This is a genomic window from Dendrosporobacter quercicolus (assembly GCF_900104455.1).
Taxonomy (GTDB): Bacteria; Bacillota; Negativicutes; order DSM-1736; family Dendrosporobacteraceae; genus Dendrosporobacter; species Dendrosporobacter quercicolus.
Map to the genome: position 1 here is coordinate 98280 of NZ_FNHB01000011.1, position 26058 is coordinate 124337.

At 46.8% G+C, this 26058-nt stretch carries 22 protein-coding genes and 1 riboswitch; of the genes, 7 read left to right on the plus strand and 15 right to left on the minus strand.

The window, feature by feature from the left end:
* Positions 1-76: 76 nt before the first annotated feature.
* Both BLR06_RS16405 and BLR06_RS16410 read right to left on the minus strand, forming a co-directional pair.
* Entirely contained in the window at positions 77-1666 is a 1590-nt protein-coding gene (locus BLR06_RS16405; protein ID WP_092074668.1) for a nitrite/sulfite reductase, read from the minus strand.
* A 252-nt stretch (positions 1667-1918) separates the two neighbouring features.
* Positions 1919-2731 (minus strand): alpha/beta fold hydrolase, encoded by an 813-nt coding sequence (locus BLR06_RS16410; protein ID WP_092074669.1) that lies wholly within the window; start codon positions 2729-2731, stop codon positions 1919-1921.
* A 278-nt stretch (positions 2732-3009) separates the two neighbouring features.
* Between BLR06_RS16410 and BLR06_RS16415 the strand changes: the two genes are divergently transcribed.
* A complete protein-coding gene (locus tag BLR06_RS16415; RefSeq protein WP_092074670.1) occupies positions 3010-3501 on the plus strand; it encodes a GNAT family N-acetyltransferase in 492 nt (163 codons plus the stop codon).
* Positions 3502-3727: 226 nt separating this feature from the next.
* Here BLR06_RS16415 and BLR06_RS16420 read toward each other — a convergent pair whose 3' ends face one another.
* The 3 genes from BLR06_RS16420 to BLR06_RS16430 form a co-directional block, all read right to left on the minus strand.
* Positions 3728-4240, minus strand: coding sequence for a flavin reductase family protein (locus BLR06_RS16420; protein WP_092074671.1), 513 nt, complete (start codon positions 4238-4240; stop codon positions 3728-3730).
* A 156-nt stretch (positions 4241-4396) separates the two neighbouring features.
* Positions 4397-5824, minus strand: a complete 1428-nt coding sequence (locus BLR06_RS16425) for an amino acid permease (RefSeq protein ID WP_245698198.1) — start codon at positions 5822-5824, stop codon at positions 4397-4399.
* A 105-nt stretch (positions 5825-5929) separates the two neighbouring features.
* Positions 5930-6107: riboswitch (Lysine riboswitch) on the minus strand.
* Positions 6108-6210: 103 nt separating this feature from the next.
* Positions 6211-6615 carry a TIGR02328 family protein gene (locus BLR06_RS16430; RefSeq protein WP_092074673.1) on the minus strand — a complete coding sequence of 135 codons (405 nt, stop codon included), beginning with the start codon at positions 6613-6615 and terminating at the stop codon, positions 6211-6213.
* A 234-nt stretch (positions 6616-6849) separates the two neighbouring features.
* Here BLR06_RS16430 and BLR06_RS19315 point away from each other — a divergent pair, with 234 nt between their 5' ends.
* Positions 6850-9498: an ATP-binding protein gene (locus BLR06_RS19315; RefSeq protein WP_139164522.1), complete on the plus strand. Its 2649-nt coding sequence runs from the start codon at positions 6850-6852 to the stop codon at positions 9496-9498.
* A gap of 193 nt (positions 9499-9691) precedes the next feature.
* Here BLR06_RS19315 and BLR06_RS16440 read toward each other — a convergent pair whose 3' ends face one another.
* The 4 genes from BLR06_RS16440 to BLR06_RS16455 form a co-directional block, all read right to left on the minus strand.
* Positions 9692-10840, minus strand: coding sequence for a 5-methyltetrahydropteroyltriglutamate--homocysteine S-methyltransferase (locus BLR06_RS16440; RefSeq protein WP_092074674.1), 1149 nt, complete (start codon positions 10838-10840; stop codon positions 9692-9694).
* Between the two features lie 143 nt (positions 10841-10983).
* On the minus strand, positions 10984-12102 hold the full coding sequence (locus tag BLR06_RS16445; RefSeq protein ID WP_092074675.1) for a 5-methyltetrahydropteroyltriglutamate--homocysteine S-methyltransferase: 1119 nt from the start codon (positions 12100-12102) through the stop codon (positions 10984-10986).
* Between the two features lie 15 nt (positions 12103-12117).
* Positions 12118-13050 (minus strand): LysR family transcriptional regulator, encoded by a 933-nt coding sequence (locus tag BLR06_RS16450; protein ID WP_092074676.1) that lies wholly within the window; start codon positions 13048-13050, stop codon positions 12118-12120.
* Positions 13051-13233: 183 nt separating this feature from the next.
* Complete coding sequence (locus BLR06_RS16455; protein WP_092074677.1) at positions 13234-13734, minus strand: ferritin-like domain-containing protein; 501 nt, start codon at positions 13732-13734, stop codon at positions 13234-13236.
* A 239-nt stretch (positions 13735-13973) separates the two neighbouring features.
* Here BLR06_RS16455 and BLR06_RS16460 point away from each other — a divergent pair, with 239 nt between their 5' ends.
* Entirely contained in the window at positions 13974-15074 is a 1101-nt protein-coding gene (locus BLR06_RS16460; RefSeq protein ID WP_173812761.1) for an aldo/keto reductase, read from the plus strand.
* A 136-nt stretch (positions 15075-15210) separates the two neighbouring features.
* Here BLR06_RS16460 and BLR06_RS16465 read toward each other — a convergent pair whose 3' ends face one another.
* Together BLR06_RS16465 and BLR06_RS16470 are read right to left on the minus strand one after the other, a co-directional pair.
* Complete coding sequence (locus BLR06_RS16465) at positions 15211-15564, minus strand: winged helix-turn-helix transcriptional regulator (protein WP_092074679.1); 354 nt, start codon at positions 15562-15564, stop codon at positions 15211-15213.
* Between the two features lie 191 nt (positions 15565-15755).
* Complete coding sequence (locus tag BLR06_RS16470; protein WP_092074680.1) at positions 15756-16475, minus strand: AAA family ATPase; 720 nt, start codon at positions 16473-16475, stop codon at positions 15756-15758.
* A 277-nt stretch (positions 16476-16752) separates the two neighbouring features.
* Here BLR06_RS16470 and BLR06_RS16475 point away from each other — a divergent pair, with 277 nt between their 5' ends.
* Both BLR06_RS16475 and ispD read left to right on the plus strand, forming a co-directional pair.
* A complete protein-coding gene (locus BLR06_RS16475; protein WP_092074681.1) occupies positions 16753-18033 on the plus strand; it encodes a CDP-glycerol glycerophosphotransferase family protein in 1281 nt (426 codons plus the stop codon).
* Positions 18034-18038: 5 nt separating this feature from the next.
* Positions 18039-19397, plus strand: a complete 1359-nt coding sequence (gene ispD / locus BLR06_RS16480; RefSeq protein ID WP_092074682.1) for a 2-C-methyl-D-erythritol 4-phosphate cytidylyltransferase — start codon at positions 18039-18041, stop codon at positions 19395-19397.
* Positions 19398-19551: 154 nt separating this feature from the next.
* On the opposite strand, the gene BLR06_RS16485 is transcribed toward ispD, so the two are convergent.
* Positions 19552-20559, minus strand: coding sequence for a flagellar assembly protein A (locus BLR06_RS16485; protein WP_092074683.1), 1008 nt, complete (start codon positions 20557-20559; stop codon positions 19552-19554).
* Between the two features lie 350 nt (positions 20560-20909).
* Here BLR06_RS16485 and BLR06_RS16490 point away from each other — a divergent pair, with 350 nt between their 5' ends.
* Positions 20910-21818: a fumarylacetoacetate hydrolase family protein gene (locus BLR06_RS16490; protein WP_092074684.1), complete on the plus strand. Its 909-nt coding sequence runs from the start codon at positions 20910-20912 to the stop codon at positions 21816-21818.
* A gap of 240 nt (positions 21819-22058) precedes the next feature.
* On the opposite strand, the gene BLR06_RS16495 is transcribed toward BLR06_RS16490, so the two are convergent.
* A complete protein-coding gene (locus BLR06_RS16495; RefSeq protein ID WP_139164523.1) occupies positions 22059-22472 on the minus strand; it encodes a helix-turn-helix domain-containing protein in 414 nt (137 codons plus the stop codon).
* Between the two features lie 273 nt (positions 22473-22745).
* On the opposite strand from BLR06_RS16495, the gene BLR06_RS16500 reads away from it, so the two are divergent.
* Positions 22746-23852 carry an HD-GYP domain-containing protein gene (locus BLR06_RS16500; protein ID WP_092074686.1) on the plus strand — a complete coding sequence of 369 codons (1107 nt, stop codon included), beginning with the start codon at positions 22746-22748 and terminating at the stop codon, positions 23850-23852.
* A gap of 473 nt (positions 23853-24325) precedes the next feature.
* Here BLR06_RS16500 and BLR06_RS16505 read toward each other — a convergent pair whose 3' ends face one another.
* Both BLR06_RS16505 and BLR06_RS16510 read right to left on the minus strand, forming a co-directional pair.
* Positions 24326-25186: a LysR family transcriptional regulator gene (locus BLR06_RS16505; RefSeq protein WP_092074687.1), complete on the minus strand. Its 861-nt coding sequence runs from the start codon at positions 25184-25186 to the stop codon at positions 24326-24328.
* 225 nt (positions 25187-25411) lie between these two features.
* A complete protein-coding gene (locus BLR06_RS16510; protein ID WP_092074688.1) occupies positions 25412-25915 on the minus strand; it encodes a hypothetical protein in 504 nt (167 codons plus the stop codon).
* Between the last annotated feature and the right edge of the window lie 143 nt (positions 25916-26058).

Sequence of the window (26058 nt, forward strand, 5' to 3'; positions counted from 1 at the left end):
AGCGGACCATGCAATAAACAAAGCCTCCGGATTACCGCTGCATCCGGAGGCTTTGTTTATCTGTCATTTTCCCTATTTAATTGGCGGCGCGATTGACCGAATAATTAAGAACCAGTTCTTTGACTTCCTGCTCCTGCGTTTCGATAAACTGCTCAAAGTCAGTATGGCCTGATTTTATCTTCAGAGCAGCTAAGTCTATCAAAAAACCGGCTATTTTTTCAGCGGCGATTTCCCCGTAAACATCACCGAATCTTGCGCTGCCCGGGCCGACTTTTCCATTAAACGAGACAGCGTAGGTAGGAATAACCCCATTAGGTCCGCGGCTTCTCCGGCCGGTAAAGCCAATCAGCCCTTTTTGATGCTGCCCGCAGGAATTGGGACAGCCCGAAACAAGCACTCTTGGCAGCGCCTCTTTGACCGCCTCAGCCGCGGGCGTAAAGGCGGCAAGAATATCTCTTAGCAGTTCCTGAGAGTCATTGATACCAAAATTGCAAATTGTCGGGCCGACGCAGGCAACCGAATTTCCGATATTATACAGGGACGAAAAGCCGGCGACCAGCGCCAGTAAAGCTTCCACAGCTTCTTCCCTGAGGTCGCGAACAAAAAATCCCTGGGTTAAAGTCAGCCTGATTGTCGGCTCATTGTCCAAACCGCTCAGAAAATTCAGCAGCCGGTCCAGCTCACCGGGATCAATTGCCGCCTGGCGGGGATGGATATATACCGAATAGAAGCCGGCCTGTTTTTGCGGAACCACAATATTTTGATATTTTTCTTCCCAGGGAAAGCTGGATTTGCCCTGAGTATGCGCCAAATCGCTTTTGGACGGCTGGATACTAAGTTTCAGTTCCTGACCGGAATTACGCAATTGGTCAAGCTCTTTACGGAGCACTTTGCTGAACTCTTCTTCGCCTAATCGCTGCACAACATACCTTAATCTGGCCTTATGTCTGTTCGAACGGTCTCCTTCCCTGGCAAAAACCTGCTTCATTGCCTGTACATAGTATAATGCATCCGTATCGGCAATAAAGTCTTCCAGTTTTAAGGCCAGCCTGGCATTACCGCCAAGCCCGCCTCCGCCGTATACTGCAAACCCTCTTTGTCCGTTAACGATTTTAGCGATAAAGCCGATATCTGTTACCGTCGCATTGGCGGTATCCTCCGCATTGTTGGAAAAAGCGATTTTATACTTCCGGGGCAGTTTGAGGCTGTCTGCAGCCTGCATCATATGATTCGTTACTTTCTCCATATAGGGCGTCACATCAAAAGCTTCGTCCCGCGCTACGCCTGACAAGGGTGAACAGGCGACGTTTCGCACGCCGTCTCCACCCGCGCCTCTGGTGGTCAGCCCGCAATGTAACAAATCATCCAGCACATTGCCTAAATCCGCGATGCTCACTGAATGAAACTGGATGTCCTGCCTGGTTGTAAATCTTATCTTAATCCCGTACTTTTGCGCTATCGCACTGATCCCTTTAAGCTGACGTACGGTCGTCACTCCGCCCGCTATTCTGGATCGCACCATATACGTAGGCTTAGGTCCTTCTTTATAGATTCCCATGATAGAGCTGTATGCTTTTAGATTGTCCAGCTTGCCATCCTGATACTGCCGCAGCTTGTCTTTAAAATCCTCAACACTTCGTGAAATCTCTTCCGTAATTGTTATCATAGCGATTACCTCTTTCTTGACGATTTGGCGGCTCATTCCGATTTGTTGATCCGGCGCGTACAGAACTCCGGTCATCTGTTGCGTCACTATTATTATATAACATCCGCACCAATTTGCGAATGGCTGCATAGCATAACCCTTAAACAAATAACTGCCCCGGGACTTACGGCAATCGTTACTGAGCGCACTAAAAAACTGATTCATTGGTCAACCAATGAATCAGTCAACAGCCGCATCAGCTTTGCCGGCAGGTCATCCTTCAATAAACCGCGTCAATTCTTGATTGAATTTATCACGCTGTTCATAAAATAATCCATGACCGCTAAATTTAAACGGCACCAGTCTGGAATTCCGAATGCCTTCATTCTGGGCAACAGCCAACGGAAACAGGCAGATCCGGTCATGAATGCCGTGAAGAATTAAGGTTGGCGCACTAATTGCGCCAAGATCCGAAAACAGCTCTTCTTTCAACCAGGAATTTGAAACTGCAATGGTCGACCAGCCAGCTGCTTCCAACCCCAACTGAAAAAACCAGTCGGAAAAGGCCGGCGTCACGTACTGAAAGAAAAACATGTCGCCAAAGCTTCGCAGCATAGCGGGACGATCGTTGCTGGTTTGCCGGATTATTGTTTTTACCGCTTCTTTTGTTAAACCATGAGGAAAATCAGGACGTTGAATCAGACTGGGAGCCGCAGCCGCAAACAGCGCCAGCTTGGCAACCCGGTACTCCCGGTGGCGGGCCATGTACCGGATGGCAATCGCTCCGCCTGTGGAATGTCCGCAAAGAATAATATTTTCTAACTGAAGCGCCTCAATTACACAGCGGATATCGTCGGCCGACCGGTCATAGTCATAACCGCGCCAGGGTTTGGAGGATTGACCGAAGCCTCTCATGTCAATGCCGATACAACGGTAGCCCAGCCGTGGAAGCTGATTAAACTGATATTCAAACATTTTATGGTTTGCCGGCCAGCCGTGAACAAAGAAAATTGTTTTACCGCCGTCCGGATTAAGATCTTCCACATAAATCTTAACATTGGCTTCGACTTCAACATAATGTCCCATTAAAATCACTCCACTAAAAAAGTCCCCACAGTGGTAATATATTCAACCCGGTAGCAAAAGGCGACCATGGCTGCCTTCATACGCGCCGGATAACCATCCGCCAGACGGATAAAGCAAGATTCAGTTTCGCTTGTCTGCCGGCAAGTCATGGCAAAAAACCGCTGTAAAGGTGTATAATAGAGTAGTAAAATATATGCGTTCTGACAATACCGGCTGCTGCCGGTATTGATAAAGTCTGCTTGGCGTCAGTCATGCTGGAATTAGAGAGGAAAAACATTATGTCCGATATCATCCTTAGAGCTGTCCGCCCTGAAGACTTGGAGCAGGTGGCCAAAATAGAGGCCGCCTGTTTTCCTGTAAACGAAGCAGCTTCACCTGAATCATTCCAAGAGCGGATTCGTGCATTTCCCGACTCCTTTATTGTTGCGGAAACGGACGGAAAGTTAATCGGCTTCATCAATGGCTGCGCAACCAACAGCCCGGTGATCTATGACGAGCTTTTCCACAGTGCCAGGCATCACCTGGCGACAGGGGCCAATTTAACCGTTTTCGGCCTGGCCGTCCTGCCTGAATACCGCAAACGCGGCATTGCTGCGCAGTTAATGAATCATTTTATTCAACTGGCAAAAGCGTCCGGCAGAAAAAGCCTGATTTTGACCTGCAAAAACCGGCTGGTTCATTATTATGAGACTTTCGGCTACATCAACAACGGACTGTCCGGATCTACGCATGGCGGCGCTCAATGGTTTGATATGACCCTCACTTTATAGCCCGCTGCTTTATCACAGCAAAAATCCCCCGCCTCGGTCAACTCGCGAGGCGGGGGATGCGTTTCCAGTACCTTGCCAACTCTAAAACGGTTAGAATAATGGCGAGGATATTTTTCGTCAGGCAAGGCGGAGGAGGGAGGCATACCGGACCGTATGCCGACTGACGACAACGAAGCCTGACGGAAAATAGACCGCTAGTATTCACTGAATTAGAGTTGGTAAGGTACTAGTGCTCTCTAACCAGAATTTTGGTGATTTCGGCAATATACATCGTGTGATGATCAGATTCAGGATACCATTGCCCGTTTAGCTCCTGAGCAATAAAGCATTCCGGTTTATACTCCTGGGCATACAGCTTTTTACAAAAAACAGCGACCTGTGCTTCTTCAAAATAAGGCGTACCGTCGTTATGGCCAACGGTTAGGTTTGATTTGGCAACCTTATCCTCATCCCGGCCGGACTTTGTTCCCAGATAGCTTAAGGTATTTCTGAAGCTTTCATCCAAAAATGACAGTGAGAAGGCCGCGGAATGATCGACAAACTCCTTGGTATAGCGCTGGGGACGAATGACAACAAAAGCAACATTTTTGGCCCACATAACGCCAAAACCGCCCCAGGAAGCAGTCATTGTATTAACTTTCCCCTCTTTTTCAGCCGTAACCAGCATCCAGTCTTTGCCGATCAGCTTAAAGGGGCTTTGCGCAAAATTTTCGGGACTGACTTCTTTGAATCCTGCCATACAGGCATCTCTCCTTTTGTATATATTCTATCACTCGAAATCGTCATGTATACATGATAATATAAATATTGCCTTAAGTATAGCAGGCACTTTTTTGTATCCTACATTCCTGTAGAAAGTACTAGCAGGTTATGCCCGTCCAAACACCGGCCAGGCTCAATACTCTTGTTTAACCGGAACCGCCGGGGACTTAACCGCCTTGTTCTTAAGAAACAGCTCGTAATAAGCATAAATCACCGCCAGCAGCGGAATGCCGGTATAAAGTACAATCCGTTGCGATTCATCAAAATATAAACTGACGATAACCACAAGGTTCAGACCGATTGCCAGCATTGGCACCGCAGGATAAAACGGCGTACGGAAAGCCAGTTGTTTTAAAGAACCGCCGGTCTGAAGAAATTTTCGCCGGAAGTTGATCTGGCACCAGGCGATAATCACCCAAATGAGGCATCCGGTCAAGCCGGTGCTGGACATTAGCCATAAATAAACAGTACCTGCAGCATATTCACTGGTCAGCAAGGATAAACAGGCCAAAACCAGCGTGGCAAGCACACCATTAAAGGGAACGCCATTGCCGTTCAGCTTGCCAAAAAAGCGCGGCGCCATTCCTTCCTGGGACATCGACCACAACAACCGGGAACAGGCATACAAAGCAGAGTTGCCGGCAGACAACGCTGAAGTTAAAACGACAAAGCTCATCATTTCCTGGGCAATAGGAATGCCGATCCGCCCGAACACCTGAGCAAACGGACTTTCCAGCACCCCGGCCTCACGCCAGGGAATGGTGCCTGCCAGCACCATCATCGCCAAAATATAGAATATGACAATCCGCAGCGTAATTCCACGAATGACACGGGGCACATTCTTGCCGGGCTCTTTACATTCTCCGGCGGCGATACCAACGAGTTCGGCTCCCTGAAACGAATAGACGACAGCAATCATTGTCAAAAATACGGCTGAAAAGCCATTGGGGAAAATTCCACTGCCGGTTTCAAAATTGCTCAGTCCGATGGCTCCCTCATGACCGGTAAAGCCAAACAGCAGCCCGGCGCCGGCAATTATGAAGGTGACAATAGCCGCAACCTTTATGCTGGCAAACCAAAACTCGGTTTCGCCATAAGCTTTTACTGAAATCATATTCAGCAAAGCCAGAGCAATCGCAAAAATGCCGCACCATATCCAGGTGTCGACCTGGGGAAACCAATGATGCATAATAATTCCCGCCGCAGTGAAATCAGCTGCAATACAGACGGCCCAATTGATCCAGTACAGCCACCCGGTGGTAAACCCCGCGCCTGGTGAAATAAATTGAGACGCATAGCTTTGAAAAGAACCGGAAACCGGCATTGCCACCGCAAGCTCCGCCAAACATAATAAGACCATATACATAATAAACCCGCCAACCAGATAGGCTAGAATCGCCCCGGCCGGTCCGGCCTGATTCAACGTTTGACCGGAGCCTAAAAACAAACCTGTACCAATTGTTCCGCCGATAGAAATCATCATTAAATGCCTGGACTTCATTTCCCGCCGCAATCCAGGTTTAGCGGGACAAAGATTTTTTAACACATTTACCTGCCGCACGATTTTTCCTCCCATTTACCAACCAAATGCTACGATCCGAACGCATAAAAAATAGCTGTGAGAAATCTCACAACCATACTGCTATATCGCAATAGTAAGATCCCGTCGTGAGATAGCACTTCATTCAAACATGGGTCTTTTGAATGACAGTGTTGTATTTCTTCAATACAACCCCAGCAAAATATCTGGCCAGAATATTCCGCTTCGGCGAATAGCCCTCCTGCTATGACATAAGCCGGCCGGCACGCCATAGTTTCATCCTATCCGCTCCTCTATGCATCACTATATAAATTACTCTATCATTATACTTGATGTCATGTATTTTAGGAAGCGACTTTTCCAAAATTATATTAAATACATAGTACTCGCCCAATCGCTTCTCATTCTCAGTCGTCTAAACTCAGATCAAGTATAATCCCCTTACGCTGTAAATTGGTTATACATTCCGCCAGATACCGCTCATTATGTTCAGGATATATTGGCTCTCCCTTTTCGCCTGCCTGGACGGCGGCTTGCCGCTCACATTGCCGGCGGGTATAAGGACGGCACCGTTTACCCCGGTACTGGCAGTCAGCCCAGCTTTGGTCAAAATGGTAGCCTCGCTCCAGCATTTCATTTCTCACCAGCATATGATATTGAAACAATCTGCAGGGACTATACCGGAATACATAATTGACTGTTGCATGGTTTCTGCCCCAGCCGTTGCCGCGCAGGGCGCAGCACTCCCGATGCTGCCCTAAAAGCTGCTGCCTGGGCAGATAAGGAATCAGCTTGTAATGCCATAGACGCACCAAAATACCTCCGTTAAGACCAGCGCCGCTATATTTTTATCCACGCTGCCAAAAATACTAAAATTTTCCTGAATACAATAGAAAAGCCGCCATGATTCAAAGGATATTAAATAGGCTAAAACGAACAGTAAAAATTATGCGCTTTTTTTACAATTCATCACATAGGCTCTATTTTATTCACACAACTATACTATCTTAACTTTTCAGTAAGCGGTCAAGGAGCGTGGCAAATGAATGGCAAACCAACAGGCAACAACCCTGGAAAACAATGAACTTATTTCCAACGAGTTAGACTTTATGCGAAACTTGCATACAATTAGCTTAAGCGTCATTGGGCAGGAAACGGGAAATATATTTAACGAACTTTTGGCAACAGCGATTGATACCGCCGAAGCCGCTAAAGGCATCTTTCAGTTGTTTGACGACCAGAGCGGCTTGCGGATTGTTGCCCACAAAGATCTTACGGCGGAATTTATCAGCTTATCGGACAGCATTTACGAGAAACAGGCAACCCTCTATCTAAGGCCCGGCGAAGATATGATCATTGAAAATGTTGAACAAAGCGCCGCTTTCCTAAAGTCGCCGATATTAGCCGTCCTGTTGTCAGCCGGCATCAGAGCGGTGTACTGCAAACCGTTGTTTAGCCGTGATGGCAAACTTCTGGGAATGCTGTCAACCTATTATTCCGCTCCGCACCACCCTTCCGGACAGACAGTAAGGTTACTTAATCAACTGAGCGCTTACGCCGTAGCGGTTATTCATTACCTGCACACTGCTGAGGCGGCTCAACAGCAGCAGCAGCAGACCCGCGCCCTTGTAGGTGAATTGCTGAAAGAAATTGAAGGACGCAAACTACTGTCTGAACTGATCGGCCCTCAGGATCTAAAGCAAGCGCTGGCCGGCGCCATCACATCAATTCGTAATATAACCAACTGTCAGTCAATCGCCATGCGGTTAGAAGACCAGGGCGACTATCCTTATTTCGTGTGGGAAGGATTTTCCGATGAATTTATTGTCCAGGAACAAAGTCTGTGTACCAAAGACGAAACCGGCAATGCCGTGTTGGACGAAACAGGTCAGTACCTGTTGGAATGCATGTGCGGCAATGTCATCCGGGGCCGGGTCAACCCTGAGCTGCCATATTTCTCACCCGGCGGGAGCTTTTGGTGTAACAGCACTTCGGCGGTTGTTGTAACCGCCGGTCCAAAACAGTGGCACTGTCAAACACGCGGCCGGTGCCGGCAGTTCGAGTCGGTGGCTCTTGTACCGCTTAAATTAAATGAAACAATTATCGGCTTGATTCAACTCAACGATAAACGCCAAAATTTATTCAGCAAAGAACTGATCAGCTATCTGGAAATACTCGGCGAACGGATTGGCGCTGCAGTCTCCCAATGGTGGGTTCGCAAAAAACTTGAAACCAGCCTCGCTGAGCTGCGCAAAGAAAATCTGGCCAGGCGCGAAGCCCAGCAAAAGGCTTCCCAGGCCTATCAGCAGATCAACCAAATATTAGAACGTATTACTGACGGTTTTTTTGCGCTGGACAATGACTGGCGATACATTTATATTAATGCCGTGGCGCAAAAGTACTGGTCTTTTTTTACGACAGCTGAAATGCTCGGGCAAAAAATCTGGGACTTATTCCCCGACGCCCAGCCTTATTATCATCAATATCTTAAAGCCAAACAGGAAAACATTGCTGTTCATTTTGAAGCCAAAGCCATCAGCTCCGACCGGTGGCTAGAAGTACATGCCTATCCCTCGCCTGATGGCCTTTCTATCTATTTCCGCGATATCACCGACCAAAAAAATATCAAACAGCAAGAGCAGGAATACCGCACCTTGCTGGAAGAACAGATTCAGCTCCTCAATCTTGACCCCGACTACACCTTTATCCACGACGAGGACGGCAAAATCGTATTCTGGGGCAAAGGAGCGCAGCGCGGCTATGGCTGGTTGGAACAGGAAGCTGTTCAGAAAGATTTTAAAAACCTGCTTAAAACCCGCTTCCCGCTCCCCTTTAATGAAATCACTGCCGAAGTTATCGCCAAGGGAAAATGGGTTGGCGAACTCGTTCATACGACCAAAGACAATAAGCAGGTAACCGTAAGGAGCTGCTGGCTCCTCCGCAAGCAGGGCCATGGCCGGCTCAAGGAAATCATTGAAATTGATAAAGATATTACCGAAGAAAAAAAGATGCGTGAGGAACTGGGGCGGCTCGAAACAATGAAACTGGTATCACAGATCGCCGCCGGCATTTCTCACGAAATCCGCAACCCCATGACGACGGTTCGCGGTTATTTGCAACTGCTGGCAAAGAAAAATCAGTATACTGAAGAGCATCCGGTCTTTAAGTTAATGATTGAAGAACTTGACCGCGCCAATCAAATTATTACTGAATTCCTGTCTCTAGCCAGAAACAAACCGTCAGCTTTAACGGAAGGCAGCCTTAACGACATTATTCTCAGCCTTACGCCGCTGCTGGAGGCTGATGCCGCTTCCCAGAGCAAAGGCTTTCAAACCAGCCTGCTGCCCAGTATTCCTAAAATATTGGTAAATACCAATGAAATGAGGCAGTTAATTTTAAATTTTGTACGCAATGGCCTTGAAGCTACTGGGCCTAACGGCAATGTCCGGATATCAACTTATCTTGAGGATCACTGGGTCATATTATCAGTCGAGGATAATGGCTGCGGTATCCCTGACGAAATTCTGCAAAACCTGGGTACGCCGTTTCTCAGTACCAAGCCCGGCGGAACAGGGCTGGGCCTGCCTACCTGTTATAATATCGCCAGACGTCATAACGCTCTTATTGATATCACTACAGGTCCCTCGGGAACGACCTTTTATATTAAGTTTCCGGCTAACCCCAAAGGCCGATAGGAAAAATCTGCAGGACTGCCGCATTCACGCCGAAAACCGCCTGCCGCAGTAGAACGTTTGCCGGCAATCCAAAGACGGCAGCTCGACAATAGCTGACGTATTCAACAACAAGGGACCTGTCCCCCCTGTTGTTGTTAAGACTTAAGTAGCACCGAGGAGCGGGAGCGTGTGGCCTCCCTTTTTGCTCTCTCTGTCAAACAGGCTTAGCCGGCCAGACCTCGCCGGCAACCTCTTTGATCAGGCGCAGTTTGGCCCATTGCTGCTCCTCTGTCAGAATATTGCCTTCTTCCGTTGAAGCAAAACCGCACTGGGGGCTTAAGCACAACTGATCAATCGGTACAAATTCCGCTGCCTCGGCCAGCCGGGCAATGATGTCTTCTTTACGCTCAAGTTCCCCGTTCTTGGAACTAACCAGTCCCAGCACAACCTGCTGATCTTTAATAAAACGCAATGGCGCAAAATCCCCGGCCCGTTCAGTGTCAAACTCCAGATAAAAACCGTCAACGCCGGCAATGTCAAATAGCACCTCAGCAACCGGCTCATAGCCCCCGGAAGCAGCCCAGGTTGAATGATAATTGCCGCGGCAGACATGCAGGGTAATGGCCATATCGGACGGGCGCCCCTGAATTGCCTCACGATTAACCCTGGCATATAGCCTGGCAATTGCGGCGGCATCCACGCCCTGCTGCTGCCGCTCCTCCCAATAGGCCTTATCGCATAACATTCCCCAGGTGCAATCGTCCAGTTGAAGATTACGGCAGCCTGCGGTATAAAAAGCCTGAATTGCGTCCCGGTAAGCGGCGGCAATGTCGGCAATCAGCTCTTCTGCATTGTCATAAACGGCACTGGTAATTGCCTGGTTCCCGCCCCGCTGAAGCTCAGCGAGAAACTGGGCCGGAGCCGGAATGGTCTGTCGTGCAATCACAGCATCACCGGCGGCTGTTCGCAAAAACTGATAATCTTTCAGCATTGAATGGTCGCCAAACCGGATCTTACCGGTAAGGCCGGCTGTTTCAGCCCTGGTTTCCTCCCCTTGAAACTGATAGCCCTTTGCTATGCTGCGTTTTTCTACGCCTTCCAGCCCCCACATAAAATCAAGATGCCACCAGGAACGCCTGAATTCCCCATCGGTAACCGCCTGCAGGCCTATTGCCTGCTGCTTTTCAACCAGCTTGACAATTTCGGCGTCTTCAACTTTGCGCAACTCGCCAGCGGAAATTTCCCGGCGCTCAAACTTACGGCGGGCTTCCTTCAACGCCCGGGGACGTAAAAAACTGCCTACCATATCTGCTCGGAAAGGAGCAGTATTTCTTTGCCCTGCATTTTTAAATGTTATTTCCAACTCTGACGCCTCCTCTTTGGCCTTCTGTGGTTCAACTATATCATCTCGCCGGGGCCAAGCGGTAACTTCAAAAAACTATTGCCGGTTATAATTGGCGACTATAACCGGACAATGATCAGGCACGGTACCAGTACCAGCCGGTACTAGTCCGTCCAGATTTCATTGGCCGTTTCAATGACCAAACGCAGTTTATCCCATTGCTCCTCTTCGGTTAGTATATTGCCTTCCTCTGTCGAAGCAAAGCCGCACTGAGGACTTAGACACAGCTGTTCAAGGTGCAGGTATTGAGATGCCTCCGCCAACCGCGCCTTCAGCATTTCCTTGCTCTCCAGACCGCCATGTTTGGTTGTTACCAGTCCCAAAACCACCAACTGCTTTTTAATAAAACGTAAAGGCTTAAAATCTCCTGAACGTTCGTTATCATATTCCAGGAAAAAACCGTCAACATTGGCATTGCCAAACAGCTCCCCGGCAATAGGCTCATACCCGCCTGCGCCAAACCAGCTTGAATGAAAATTGCCGCGACAAATATGCAGCGTTATCGCCATATCCGCAGGACGCCCGGCAATGCTGGCGTTGATCAGCCTGACGTAATCCCTGGCCAGTTGATCAGGATCTATGCCCCTTTCTGTTAAATGGGCGCGGTGACGGGGGCTGCACAAAGCCCCCCAGGCAGTATCATCCAATTGCAAATACCGGCAGCCGGCATGATAGAATGCCTGTATCGCGGCTTGATAAACTTTGACAATATCGTGCAGCAATTGTTCATTGCTCTTATATACGGTGTTTTCATGATAACCTTGCACAAAATGAAACAAGGCCGGCGACGGAATGGTCAATTTGGGGATAACGCCAACAGCCAGAGTCCGCAAATATTGAAAATGCGCAAGCATCGGATGACATTGAAATTCCAGCTGATCAACAACCCGGAAACTTTCCGCCTTGGTTCTGGCGCCTTGCAGATTCATACCTTGATTTAGACTGATTTTCTCGGTACCCTGAATGCCTAAAAAGAAATCGAGGTGCCACCAGGAACGGCGAAATTCCCCGTCAGTAACAGCCTTGAGGCCCAACGCCTGTTGTTTGGCGACAAGCTTTGCAATCTCCTCATCTTCAATTCGGCAAAGCTGCTCAGCCGTAATCTGACCATTTTCAAAGTTGCGGCGGGCTGCTCTTATTTCAGCGGTACGGAGAAAACTGCCCACAATATCATAACGGAAAGGCGGCGCTGATCTTTTGCCGCCGGTAAGCTGATTACGCATAATTTCCTCCTGTGCTCAAAGCAAGCAGTGATTCAAGTCTAGATAATTTGCTGAAACAACATAATTTAACAAATCAATATAACGGTGGGCGATTTTACTTAACTTAATATCTTTATTGGCAATCCAGCCAACCGTAAAGATCTGGCTGCACTCCACCGGTATCGCTTTCAGCTGTACGCCATTCAAATCATTGACCACAATACCGGTCCCAATGGTATAACCATTGGCGCCGATCAACAAGTTCGCCAGGGTTGCCCGGTCACTTACCTGAATACGCTTCACGGTTGCAGAAACATTCAACATTTCTTCCGCAAAATGCAGGGAGTTATTGTCCCCCTGTGCAAAGGTAATATAGGGGAACGGAGCAAGCTCCTGAATTGTGACCATATTTTTATTGGACAGTGGATGGCTGCCGCCAATAAAAACATGCGGATTACTGTTAAACAGCGGTGTAAATTTAAGATTATTCTCGCTGAAAATTTTGTTCATTACCTTGGCGTTAAGGTCATTGATATACAATATACCGATATCACTGTGCAATGTTTTTACATCTTCAATAATCTCATAAGTCCGGGTCTCCCGCAGACTGAAATGATATTCGGCAATATCCTTTTGCTTAAGCAGCTTAACAAAAGCATCCACAGCAAAAGCATAGTGCTGCGTTGAAATTGAAAATTGCAGCGGCTTTAACTTCACTCCGTGATAACGATTTTCAATCAGCTCCGTTTGTTCCATGATTTGCCGGGCATAGCCCAGAAATTCAGCGCCCTCCGGCGACACGCTGATGCCTCTGTTTGTTCTGTCAAAAATAACAATGCCCAACTCACTCTCAAGCTCTTTTATTGCATTGGACAGACTGGGCTGAGATATAAACAGACGCTTTGCAGCTTCGTTCATAGAACCGCAGGCGGCAATTTCTATTGCATATTTAAGTTGTTGCAAGGTCATGCTTTTCCCTCTTTCACCACATCGGCCAGCCGGCCGGCCTTTGAGCAGCAGATTAATACCATATGACGCCAATGCACAGGCTGCCTCTCAATGCATCATATGCGCAGAACTGCCAGTCATATAATGAAAGACGAACAGCGCCAAACAGCGGCTGATCGTCTTCTTTAAGCTTTCATTCTTATTTTAATATTTTTCTTCTTTCAGGTTGAATTCAGCCGACTCAACCCAGTCATTTACATGATTCAACATTTGAATGATATCCTCAAGCACTTCCACATGCTTTTCTTCTTCCTGCACCAGCTTCCCGCAGATGCTTTTTCCCTCGGCAGTCGCGGCCTTTTCCTGCAGCTCCCTGTAAAGCTTAACGCTTTCATGTTCTTTGGCCAATGCCGCCCGGTAGACGTCCATTTGCTCATGCCGCAGTTTGGCGACAATATCGTCATCCTTCAAAAACGCCGGATTGCCGTTAAACACATTCTGTATTTTAGTTAAAGAAAGGTCAGCATTGATATGGTGCAGCGTTTTATTTTTTGCAGCCAGAATAATGTCGTAATGGCGCTGCTCGTCTTCGGCCAGCCCGATCAGTGCAGCTTTTAAATCGTCATACTGTACTTTGTCAGCCAGTTCACGATAAAATTTTTCACCGTCTAATTCCATTTTTAATGCGAAATCAAAAATATCCATGATTAACCTCCTGTATTTTTTATCATGCTTCCCTGCTTAGTTTAAACACAATGGTGAAAGATTCCTTCATTTGTCCTAAATTAAGCCCACCCTGTAAAAAATTCCTAAATAAATGGTTGACTTAGAGTAAACTCTATGTTGTAGATTAAATATATACTTTATTATAAGGAGTGTTGAATTTGTTATACCGGAAATACGGCAAGACGAATGAACAGGTTTCAGTTTTGGGCTTCGGCTGTATGCGCCTTCCTATTATCGGCGATGATCCCAGCCAAATTGACGAGGAAAAAGCAATCAGCATGATTCGTTATGCCATTGACAATGGCGTAAATTACGTTGACACGGCTTACCCCTATCATGGTACAGGCATGGGCAACGGCGGCGCCAGCGAACCGTTTGTCGCCAAAGCGCTGCAGGACGGCTACCGCAAACGCGTTAAGCTGGCGACTAAACTGCCCAGCTGGCTGATTAAAACCCGGGACGATATGGACATGTATTTAAATAAGCAACTGGAACGGCTTGAGACGGACACTATTGATTTCTATTTGGTACATACACTGAGTTCACATACCTGGCCGCTTCTGACCAAAGCCGGTATTAGCGATTTTCTGGATCAGGCCATCAAAGACGGCCGAATTAAACACGCCGGCTTTTCCTTCCATGACCGCATTGGGTTATTTAAAGAAATCGTTGATTACTATGACTGGTCCTTCTGCCAGATCCAGTACAACTACCTGGACGAGGAATACCAGGCCGGCAAAGAGGGTCTGCTATATGCCGCAGACAAAGGTCTGGGCGTTGCCATTATGGAGCCGCTGAGAGGCGGCAAATTGGCTGCGAACCTGCCTCCTGAAGCCGTCCGGTTGTTTGGTAAGGCCGGCATTAGCCGGACACAGGCCGAATGGGCTTTGCGCTGGGTCTGGAATCATCCCGAAGTGTCGGTTGTATTGAGCGGCATGAGCACGATGGAGCAGGTAATCGAAAATATCAACATTGCCGGACAGGCAAAAGCCCATTCTTTAACAGCCCAGGAACTGGGCATCATCGACCAGGTAAAAAAAATTTATAAAGAAAAAACAAAGGTCAGCTGTACGTCCTGCGCCTATTGTATGCCCTGTCCCAAAGGGGTCGACATCCCTGGCTGCTTCAGCGTCTATAATGATTACTCTATGTTCGGCGAGACTGAAGGACTGCAGCGCTATAAATTTCTCTATAACTTCCGCCTTGGCGCTGATGCCCTCGCCTCAAAATGCGTTGAATGCGGCAAATGCGAAAGCCATTGTCCGCAAACCATTGCCATCCGTCAGGAACTGAAAAAATTACGTGAAGTTTTTGAATAAGGACAAGCACGCGCCGAAAACAGTTTTATAAAAAATGTCAGAAAAGCAAAAACGCGGGACAGGTCCCAGGGTTGCAACCCAGGGACCTGTCCCGCGTTTTGCAGCCGAAGACGGCTTGAGCTGCTACGACTGCAATTTAAACAGGTTTCTTGTCGCTCGACTCCGCCTGGCTGGCAAAATGCTGCCCCCATTCGCACATGGTTGCCAATATAGGCATCAGGCTCTTTCCGGCCTCTGTTAATGAATACTCTACCTTGGGAGGTATCTGCGTATAGACAAAGCGATTCACCAGCCCATGGTCCTCCAGCTCACGCAGCTGCTGTGTCAGCATTTTCTGGGTAACTTGCGGCAATGCCCGCCGCAGCTCGCTAAACCGCATTGTTTTTTCACCTAAATACCATAAGATCAGTGATTTCCATTTCCCGCCGATAAGATTCAGCGTTAATTCCATCGAGCACTGATATTCTATGTTTTTATAAGTAACGCTCATAAACTCCCGCCCCTCAGCCTAAAATGATGCCAGGCAGCTTAGCCTGCGGCCCCTAAACCGATGCTGACGCGACGAAAACTCCCTATACTGAAGCTTCAAGCTTGCCGCTGCATCGGCCTACAAGTTGCCGCAAGCCGCCATGCCCCTCTTGCCTTTCGGCCTAAAACACTGATTGCGCCGGGAAACACAGGTCACTCAACCAGTATCCTTAACATCTTCCGGTAATTGTTCATAAATTCCTTCATGATCATATAATGTTCCGTTTTTTCATATTCCGTCAATGCAATGCCTTGCGCCGTTATTTCCAGAATTGCGGCATTGGGGTAACTCATAATGATGGGCGAATGGGTTGCAATGATAAATTGCGATTTGGCTCTCACCAGATCATGGATTCTTGACAGAATGGCCATTTGACGCATTGGTGACAGAGCTGCTTCCGGTTCATCCAGAATATACAGGCCATTTCCCCTGAATTTATGCATAAAAGCTGCGAAAAAGGCTTCACCATGGGATTGCTGATGCAATGACTTGCCCCCGTAAAAGCAGGCGACCCCAAGATCATCAATTTGCGTGGATACATTATAGAAAGTCTCAGCCCGCAGAAAGAAACCGTCGCTGGGCTTCCGGACGCCGCGAATCAGGCGAAGATATTCGTGTAAATTTGAATGGGAATTACAAGTGGAAAATTGAAAATTACGGGTGCCGCCCTCCGGATTAAAGCCCCAGGCAATAGCGATTGCTTCCAGCAGGGTGGATTTGCCTGTTCCGTTTTCACCTACAATAAACGTAACATGGGGATGAAAATCCAAAGCGCTTAACGCTCTGAATGCCGGCAGAGAAAACGGATACTGTTCCGGACAGTCAATATTGTCAGCCAGAAACCTGGCCCCGCGCAGGTACTGCTCCTTCATGGCGATCCCCCTTTCCAGGCACCGGGCATTCATTTACTGCCAGTGGTTATACCGTTCCAGGCGGCCCCTTCCGGCCTGGCTGGCAACTGCCTTGAACAGTTGCCAGCAATCAATTTTCCTGGTATTTTAGCATATCCCTGCCCGAACTGTCAAACATAATTTGCCACCACAATGATTACTGCAAAAGTCCGACCGGCTTTTTCAGTTTTTTTTCAGTATCAATTGTTATATTGTAATTTGATTGTTGCGCCTGTTACAACCATTTAGGAGGAACGGAATGTCACTCAAAAACTATAAAATATTACTCACCAAATTACTGGAAAAAACGCTTTACTTTATTTTGGGCTGGGGGCTGATTATTCCCTTAGCCTGCATCATCCCCAAAAAGAAAAATCTCCTGCTGTTCAAAGCCTCCGGCAATAATGTTAAATACCTGTATTTTTATGCCTGCCGCCAGCCAGCCGGATTAGAATTTTATTATCTGACCCGGAATAAAAAACTGATTCAGCAATTGAAGACCCGCCACTTGCCAGTCCTTCCTTACCCCAGCTGGCGCACACTATTCAAAATGTTTCAGGCCAGTGCGTATATCATAGACAATCATATCTCTCCGTTGAACTATTATATCTTTTACCGGGCGCGAAAAATCCAGCTATGGCATGGTATTGGCGTAAAGCAAATTGGTCCGTCCTCAGTTAGGGAAATAAAAAGCATGAAAGAAGGCCGGGGCAAAGAACTGGCGAAAAAACTTGTTTTCAACCCGACCTATGACGTTTTTTTGTCAACATCGGACTTTTACACCAGGGAAGTTTTTTCTCCGGCAATAAAAGCCGGACAATTCTGGGATTTTGGCTATCCCCGCAATGATTTGCTCTTTACCGGAACAACCATCGACGAACAGCTGCTGGATACTGACAGCGAAAAGAACAAAATCATCAGGGATTTTAAACAGCGCGGCCACCAGGCAGTGTTATACGCACCCACTTTCCGTGATACCGGCGGCGATCCGGTCAGCGACCTGGCCATTGAACTCCCGGCTCTGAATGATTTTGCCCGCAGTCATCATCTGCTGTTTGTATTTAAATTTCATCCCACCACCCGGGTCAAAGGTCTGATCAACAGCTTGTCCAATTGTATCGAATACGACAAAGGGCGCGATATCTATCCGGTAATGTCTTGCTTTGACTTGTTAATTACCGATTATTCATCCATTTATCTTGACTTTTTATTACTGAACCGGCCGGTTTTATTCTTCCCTTATGACTATGAAAAATATCGCTCCCGGGACCGGGATATAGAAGTCGGTTATGACTGGATTACACCGGGGCCGAAGTGCTACACCCAGCAGGAACTGGAAGAACAAATGATCCGGCTGCTGATCAGACGGTCTGACGGTTATCAGCAGCAGCGCCGGGAAATTTTGACTATGGCTTTCACTTATCAGGATGGAAACGCATCAGAGCGGGTTTTGTCCGCAATTAAGAACTTATTGACAGAAAAGAGTTCACTGCCGGAACTCAGAGCCCAGTACAACGATTTCAGCATAAAGGGGCGTTAAGCGCAATGAGAAAAGCATATGCCGTTATTTTAGCCTCAGGAGCAGGAGCGCGCTTTTGTAACCATATTCCCAAACAGTTCATTAAAGTCGCCGGCAAAACCATTGTTGAACATACAATTGATGTTTTCGAGCGTAATGAACGGATTGATGAAATCATCCTTGTTGTCAATTCCCTGTACAAAAATTTCATGGATGAAATTATATTAAAAAATAATTACCGCAAAGTAAGCCGGGTACTCAATGGCGGCAGCAGCAGACGCGAAAGTTCCTCAATCGGCGTCAATGCCATTGAGGAGCCGAATGCCAAAGTACTCGTCCACGACGCCGTAAGACCTTTTGTTTCCAGACAGCTCATCAACGACTGTATAAAAGCCCTGGATACCTTTGATGCGGTCGATGTTGCCATTCCGTCCGCCGATACCATTATAAAAATCAATGACAACGCACTGATTGATAAGATACCGGCAAGAAAGCACATGATGCGCGGCCAAACCCCGCAGGCATTTAACCTGCCAGTCATCAAAAAAGCGCATCTGCTGGCTGAAAACGATCGCCAAACGGAATTTACCGATGACTGCGGTCTTGTTTTAAAGTATAAACTGGCCGATGTTTATGTGGTACAAGGCGAAGAGCGCAATCTAAAAATAACCTATCCTGAAGATATCTTTATGGCCGATAAACTGTTTCAATTAAAGAGCATCGAACCGTCTGACGATATATCCTTAACGATGCTGCAGAACAAGGTGCTGGTAGTTTTCGGCGCAAGCCGGGGAATAGGCAAATCCATTGTTGATCTGGCCCGCAGCTACGGCGCCCGCGTCCATGGATTCTCGCGTTCAAATGATGTTAACATTGCTTCATTGGCTAATGTTGAAACTGCACTGGCGGCCGTTTACCAGAAAGAAAACCGAATAGATTATATCGTAAATACTGCCGGTGTTTTAAAAATGGGGAAGCTTGAAGCCAGACAGCTGGATGATATTCTGAATGAAATTCAGATAAATTATATTGGCTCAATTCATACTATCAAAGCAGGCATTAAGTATTTAAAAGAAAGCAACGGAAGTATCGCTCTGTTTACCTCCAGTTCCTATACCCGTGGCCGGGCTTTATATTCTATTTACTCCTCGACGAAAGCCGCTATTGTAAATCTGGTTCAGGCTACAGCGGAAGAGCTGACCGTTGACGGCATACGCATCAATGCCATTAATCCGGAACGCACGGCAACGCCAATGCGCCGGGAAAACTTTGGGCATGAGCCGGAGGATAGCCTGTTAAATGCAGACAGAGTTGCACAGGTTTCTTTACAGACTTTACTATCTGATCTAAGAGGGCAAGTAATCGATGTCCGTAAAAACAGCTAAAGCCCCAAAAAGCCCGCCGTTACGGTTGATCCGCCCAATCAGCTGAATACGGACTGCCATATGCCATACGAAAGCAAACCAGCCTGAATCCCTTGGGGATCAGGCTGGTTTTTTATTCCCGGTTCACGCGGCGCAATATCCTTTGACAGCGCCCTTACTTCAGGCGAGTTACTGCATTCCGGCAAACTGCGCGCGCCTGACTCGCCGTTGGAAGGATATCAACCCGTTGATCGGAACAATAGCCCAGCTCCCCAGCGATCACGGCATACAGCCGGTTGTCAAGGCTCACTACATACCGGCCTGCAGGCAAACGAAGATCTTTACCCGCTTGCGCCGGCAGGGAAAAACCAAACACATCCCGCCCCGGTACGCCCGGAGTTGCGGGTATTTTTTCCACCAGGAGCTGACCAGGCTCTACCCGGGGACGCTTGTCCCCGCCCCCGGCTGCGGTATTCTTTACCGGCTCAATCGCATATCTGAGCACAGCAGGCTGGCCATGTCGCGGCTGTTGGCCCCGGGCGCAGACAATATTGCTGGCCAGCCGCTTGGTATGCGTGAGCTTTTCCAGTGCTTTTCTATCAATACCGCTAACCACGCCGGCGGCTTGGAGCGCATTGAGCAGTTCCAGCATAGTGACTGGCGCCGAGCCTTCCGGAATGCTCACACTCAGCCTTGCTTCCATCCGGTCAAGTCTTACCTTAACCCGAATACTGGGCCTTACCGGCGCCAGAGGCTGAGAATTTACAATCAGGACAGGCACGCCTGCCGCCTCTCTAATAATCAAGGCCAGAAACCACTCATTAAAACCGTTATAATTCCGCTCCGTCAGTTCCTTCATCACTGCCGCCCTAGCCACAGAAACGCCGCCTCCGGCCGGTGGCCATACACTCAGATAAATTCCCCGGTCATTCGCCGTTATTTGATATCTGCCGTCCGACCGGGGCCGCCAGTGAATGACTTTTACCGCCGTACCTAAAGCATCCCTGATTATCCTGGAAATAAACCGGCCGTCAAATTCGCCATAACCACGCTCAGTCAGTTCCTGGACAATCGCCGGTCTTTTTACCGGCTCCCCGCCATTGACAGGCGGCCACACACTAAGATACACGCCGTCATCATTGGCGGTTAGTTGATATCGGCCATCCTGGGGCGCCTTATTCACGCAATCACCGCCTTAGCTAAAAAGTTCTACCGCTTTCAACATCATCACCGCCGGACAAGGCAAAGCAATGGATGAACAAAATTCAGCTGTCGCTATCTCTATTATATTGCAAATCTCCAAACAAGCACTAAGACTTTAGTCCTGTTTGTGCAGCTTTTCAGGAAATTTGCCATAATGACAGGAAGTAATTATTGGAAATTCAGCCTGAATGCTCGATCAAATTCCCCTGCCAGAATGAACTCACCAGGGCAGGAAAAGCGTTCCAAAGCCAGAAATTTGTTATAATACAGATCGTCACCTCCGGTACGGTGATCATCGGCCGATCCTAAATGCTAAAGGAGAAATGCAAGATGTATTTTGCCACATTTCAAACGGGAGAGAAAACTGAGCTTGGACTGTTGTCAACAAATCAAACGGAAATTATTCCCTTACAGGCTGCTGAAAGATATTATTGTAAAACGGCAACCTTGCCTGATACCATGCTGGCCTTCATCCAGCATGGATCTGCCGCTCTGAACACCGTCCAAAAAATACTCAGCAGGCTTGACGGCGGCTGCCCAATGGTATCGCTGGCCTCGGCAGCCCTCCTTGCCCCGATACCCCGTCCGCAAAAAAACATTTTTTGCGTAGGAAAAAACTATGTGGAGCACGCGCTGGAATTTGAACAGACCGGCGATGTCAATTTGGCGGTTCCCAAGACGCCGGTAATTTTTTCCAAACCGCCCACTTGCGTTGTTGGTCCAGGCGCCATTGTTAAAAATCACCGGCATATTACATTGCAAATGGATTATGAAGTGGAGCTGGCCGTAATTATCGGCAAACAGGCCTCACAGGTAACGAAAGCGGACGCCTATGACCATGTATTTGGCTATACCATTATGAATGACGTCAGCGCCCGCGACCTGCAAAAAGCACATGCGCAATGGCTGCTCGGCAAAGGCCCCGATACCTTTGCTCCGCTTGGCCCCTACATTGTTCATAAAAATGCAGTCCCCGATCCGCACAACTTAGCAATTCAATGCAGCATTAATGGTGAACTGCGGCAAAATGCCAATACCGGCGATATGGTTTTCGATATTCCAACTCTGATTGCCGCAATATCAGCCGTAATTACACTGGAACCCGGCGACATCATCGCCACCGGAACGCCCGCCGGTGTGGGCGGCGCAATGAAACCGCCCAAATACCTGCAGCCTGGTGATGAAATGCGTCTGGAGATTGAAAAAGTGGGGGTTTTGATCAATACCATTGAGGAGTAGCAGGCGGCTTATGGGTTAACAAAACAGAGGAAGGGACAGGTCCCTTGTTTGCTTTTGCAAACGTGGAGACCTGTCCCTTCCTCTGCTTGAATACGGCTTTGAGCTGCTGCCGAGTTACCGTCTTTGGAGTTTGAAGCGTTCAATTGCAAACAGCACCGGCCCCTCGCCCAGGTGTACGCATGCCCTTGCCTTTGAATCATGGCCAATAGACCGTTTGAGAAAACATTTTTCCAGCCGAATTTATTGTTGTTTTTTGGTGATCTCACAATAATTGGAGAAGGTTCTCCTAAACTGAATTTTCGTCCAGCCCCGCAGATCAGGATCGTCATTTTGCATTAAAATCTTTAAATCTCTGATCATTCTATTTAAATCAGGATCAGAACCGGTTTCAACCGTAATCCGGCAATCGCTCTCTATAGATCCTATAGGATCTATAGATCTTATCAGCCAATCCAGTGAAACCTTATAGTACGCAGAAACTTTAACCAAATACTCCAGGCTGGGTTTTTTACCATGCTCACAGTCTTTTACATAACCGTATTTGTATCCCAGCGGTTGCCCAAAAGCGGTTTGAGATCTGGCTCCACGCACTTCTCTAAGCCGTTTGCCAATCTCCACATAATTAATTTCCAAATCATTCTCAGAACTCATCATTTGCCCCCCCTGTAGATCTAATAGAATTTAAAAGACTTGATTTTAGATTCTATTAGATCTATAATTAGTATGTAGAATAATTTTAGTTTATACCGCCTGATCAGCTCGCCAATTTATCTACATTAACTGTAATAGTAAACTGTACTGCAACAAATTCTAAATATTTATCTAGACGAATGCTTAACTACCGGCCATAAACAGGTGCATGCTTTAAGCTTGATTAGCACAACAATTCATCCACAAAAAATTGTCTGTATGTGAGGTGGCGATTTCATGGAAAAAGTGGCAGTAAGTCTTGATGAAGTTATACCTGGAATGATTACTGCAGAATCTATCATGCCCAACGAAAAACAAATTATTTTACAAAAGAACACAGAATTAACAACAAACATGATTGATCTATTAAAAAAATGGAAAATTGAATCTATTTATGTTAAATATCAGCAGGCAGCCGTAAGTCAGGCTCACATAAAGAAGCCCCTGCCAGTAAAATCGCATCAATTACGCCTTACATACCCAAGCCTTCAAAAAAAATACAATCAGGTTGCCCAAATTTCAGGAAATATTTTTGAACATATGCGTAATATGGAGTACCTGCCCTACGATTTGTTCCGGCAGTTAATTTATCCCGCCTTATATGATTTACTGGATGAACCTGAACTATTAACCCGCTTGTATCAACTGAAGCCATTCATGAATGATATTCATTGCCACGCGGTCAACGTAGGGTTGATCGCCGGTCTGATCGGGCGCTGGTGCGGCTTTAAAGAACCAGTCGTACAATCTTTAATTTTGTCCGGGGTTATGCACGATATTGGTAAAACGCAGATCCCTCCGTCAATTTTAAAAAAATCGACAGTCCATACTCTTGAAGAGAAAGAAATTCTCAAGCTTCACCCTTTTTACGGCTATTATTTAATCAAAAGCGTTCCAGATGCTTTCCCCGGAATTGAATGCGCTATTCTGCAACATCATGAGCGGGAAGATGGCAGCGGCTATCCACAGGGTATTAAATCGGCCGCAATCCACCCTTTCGCTAAAATTATTGCAATTGCCGATGTCTATGACACTCTGACAATGAGTAATGATAAAAAAAATCTCAACCTGTTTTCCGCCTTAGAAATAATCATCAATAAGATGTTCCTTAAATTCGACCCGGACTATTGTAAAATCTTTGTTCGTAATGCGTTGCATTCTTTGAACAGGGCTACCGTCCTGCTGAGTGATAACACGCAGGCCGATGTACTGTATTTTCCCTGCTTTATGTCGGCGAAACCGCTGTTAAAAAGAACTACAGGAGCCTCCCTCGACTTAAATCAAACCACTAGCATTTCGATTATAGATATTATAAGCACCTCGTCCTGCACAGCGCCCAGTTAACGTTTAACCACAGAGACTGAAAGCCACTAAAACCCATTTAAAATCCAGTACTCTATTCTTTTATCGTTAAGAAATTATACTTTAATAAGCAAAAAAACAGCTTGGTTGCTAATTTGTTTCACCGGCAATTCTTTATAAATGCCGGGAAGTTTTGAGAATTGTAAAAAGTCAATTGCCATACAAGACAAAATATAGCTTGCATAACCTAAAGTTTATGCAAGCTATATTTTTTATCCGGGCCAGGAACCATACAACAGCAGCAAAGCAATTTTTCCGATTTCCCCTGTTCCCGCAGGCAATTCAGTGAGAGAAGCTTATAATATTGTTTAATACTAACATAGCTAATCTATAAAGACAAGTACAACAGGGGCGGAACTATATTTATCGTCAGTCATTGAATCACAAGCACTGGCAAAGCAGCTTGCGACTGTAAAGACACCCCGTTGCGGCGCGGCCTCAGGCTGACAGGACGCTTAAACCCTGGTGTTCTTAATAAAATCAACAAAAGTTTGCACAATCGACAGGTTTATGGACTGCTCATTATAAATCAGCCAGGTTTTCCGGGTAATCTTTTGATTGTCGGCATCGCTAATTTCCATCGTATAGATAGATTCTATATTCTGGGTCATTCTCCGCGGCAAAAACGCATAACCAAGCCCATATTGCACCATTTCCTTGCAGGTAACAAGGTTATTCACTCTCATGCCAACAATCGGCGGTACGGAAAGATTCCGCCGCCACCATTTATCAATACGCGACTGGATCATATAATCGCTTTGATACAAAATGAGCGGAAGTTTAGGCAAATCAGCCAGGCTAAACGGCTTATAGTAAGAAACGCAAATAGGCTCCTCAAAAAGACAGTGGATGTTCTTTACTCCGCCGTAATCAACACTGACAAATCCTACATGAGCTTTTTGCGCATAAACGATATTAAAAATATTTCTTGACCAGTCCGTTATAATCGTAAAATCTGTATTGGGATATTGATCCTTAAACGAATGTAATAGCTGGGGAAGCGTGTATATTGTAAAATAATTTGAAGCGCCTATCACCAAAGTACCGGCATTTTCATTTGAAAAGTGCCGGACTTTATCTTTTATCTGCTCCATGCGGTCAATAAATTCTTCCGCCATTTCCACCAGCAATTCACCTGCAGGGGTAAATTGTATTCCCTTGGAACTCCGATGGACGATCTGCACGCCAAATTCCTGCTCAATTTGGCGAAGCCGTGCAGTCAAGGCAGGCTGTGACATATACATTACCTGAGCAGCCTTGGTAATATTCTTTTCTGCGCTTAACACCTTAATTATTTTCCAATCGCGGTCTTCCAATCTAATACACTCCAATTGTTACTGAATTTCTTACAGTTATACATATTGTATATTTCTACCCAAATCTCCTGTTTTTTATTGAACCTCAAATTAAGAGCGCTCCCTAAAGCTTAAGGCCGCCTGAACTTTTAAGCAAACAGAGGGGGTTTACAAGGACTAAACCTTGTAAACCCCTAAAAAGTCAATCAGGCTAAAACTGAGGGTGAAACTGTCAGCTACTGTCGCTTAAAACGCGACTACTTTATCCGGCAGTTTCGCCTTCAGCGCCGCCAGCATCTGATCTCCGGGTTTAAAGTAAATACGCCGGTTTTCCAGCTTCTTTCCGCTTCTTGCCACAGTATAGGCTACCGTCCAGACTTCACGCCCGTCAAGAGCCGAATGAAAGCGGTATGTACGGCGGAATTTGACCAAGCCGATCAACTGTGGTTTATAACTGGATAGGCTAAAAATCGCCTTATAGGGAATTTCATGGGTTACCGTTCCCAACAGGCCCCGCTTAACGCATTTCAGCCCTTTGTCATTCATTTCATAGCTATACCGGGCGGCCATCCGTTCAATAAGGACGAATAAAATAAGCGTTACCGTCATGATTTCCAGTGGCTGAAAGATTCCCAGAATCAAATATTTATAGAATGAAAATCCCCATAGCATAAGCAAGCAAATGACTGCAATCATTAAAATATTGAAATGTTTTTTGCTGGTAGTTGACTGCACAACTAAATTTTCCATCAGCCGGTCTCCTGTTCGTACGCTTGTCTTACCCGCTATTCCTCATCCTCTGCTTTAACCGGAAAAGCCGCATGTAAAGCCTTGGTAGCCAGAATAAATACCCCGATTACAAAAAACATCGTCGGCAAGGCCACTGTTCCTAA

Excerpts from the sequence above, each read along its gene's own strand:
- BLR06_RS16500 (WP_092074686.1), top strand. The coding sequence starts at position 22,746 with ATGGAAAAAGTGGCAGTAAGTCTTGATGAAGTTATACCTGGAATGATT.
- BLR06_RS16490 (WP_092074684.1), top strand. The coding sequence starts at position 20,910 with ATGTATTTTGCCACATTTCAAACGGGAGAGAAAACTGAGCTTGGACTG.
- BLR06_RS16495 (WP_139164523.1), bottom strand. The coding sequence starts at position 22,472 with ATGATGAGTTCTGAGAATGATTTGGAAATTAATTATGTGGAGATTGGC.
- BLR06_RS16420 (WP_092074671.1), bottom strand. The coding sequence starts at position 4,240 with ATGGCAGGATTCAAAGAAGTCAGTCCCGAAAATTTTGCGCAAAGCCCC.
- BLR06_RS16470 (WP_092074680.1), bottom strand. The coding sequence starts at position 16,475 with ATGAAGGAGCAGTACCTGCGCGGGGCCAGGTTTCTGGCTGACAATATT.
- BLR06_RS16510 (WP_092074688.1), bottom strand. The coding sequence starts at position 25,915 with ATGGAAAATTTAGTTGTGCAGTCAACTACCAGCAAAAAACATTTCAAT.
- BLR06_RS16415 (WP_092074670.1), top strand. The coding sequence starts at position 3,010 with ATGTCCGATATCATCCTTAGAGCTGTCCGCCCTGAAGACTTGGAGCAG.
- ispD (WP_092074682.1), top strand. The coding sequence starts at position 18,039 with ATGAGAAAAGCATATGCCGTTATTTTAGCCTCAGGAGCAGGAGCGCGC.
- BLR06_RS16450 (WP_092074676.1), bottom strand. The coding sequence starts at position 13,050 with ATGACCTTGCAACAACTTAAATATGCAATAGAAATTGCCGCCTGCGGT.
- BLR06_RS19315 (WP_139164522.1), top strand. The coding sequence starts at position 6,850 with ATGGCAAACCAACAGGCAACAACCCTGGAAAACAATGAACTTATTTCC.
- BLR06_RS16465 (WP_092074679.1), bottom strand. The coding sequence starts at position 15,564 with ATGAGCGTTACTTATAAAAACATAGAATATCAGTGCTCGATGGAATTA.
- BLR06_RS16410 (WP_092074669.1), bottom strand. The coding sequence starts at position 2,731 with ATGGGACATTATGTTGAAGTCGAAGCCAATGTTAAGATTTATGTGGAA.
- BLR06_RS16445 (WP_092074675.1), bottom strand. The coding sequence starts at position 12,102 with ATGCGTAATCAGCTTACCGGCGGCAAAAGATCAGCGCCGCCTTTCCGT.
- BLR06_RS16475 (WP_092074681.1), top strand. The coding sequence starts at position 16,753 with ATGTCACTCAAAAACTATAAAATATTACTCACCAAATTACTGGAAAAA.
- BLR06_RS16455 (WP_092074677.1), bottom strand. The coding sequence starts at position 13,734 with ATGGATATTTTTGATTTCGCATTAAAAATGGAATTAGACGGTGAAAAA.
- BLR06_RS16460 (WP_173812761.1), top strand. The coding sequence starts at position 13,974 with ATGCGCCTTCCTATTATCGGCGATGATCCCAGCCAAATTGACGAGGAA.
- BLR06_RS16405 (WP_092074668.1), bottom strand. The coding sequence starts at position 1,666 with ATGATAACAATTACGGAAGAGATTTCACGAAGTGTTGAGGATTTTAAA.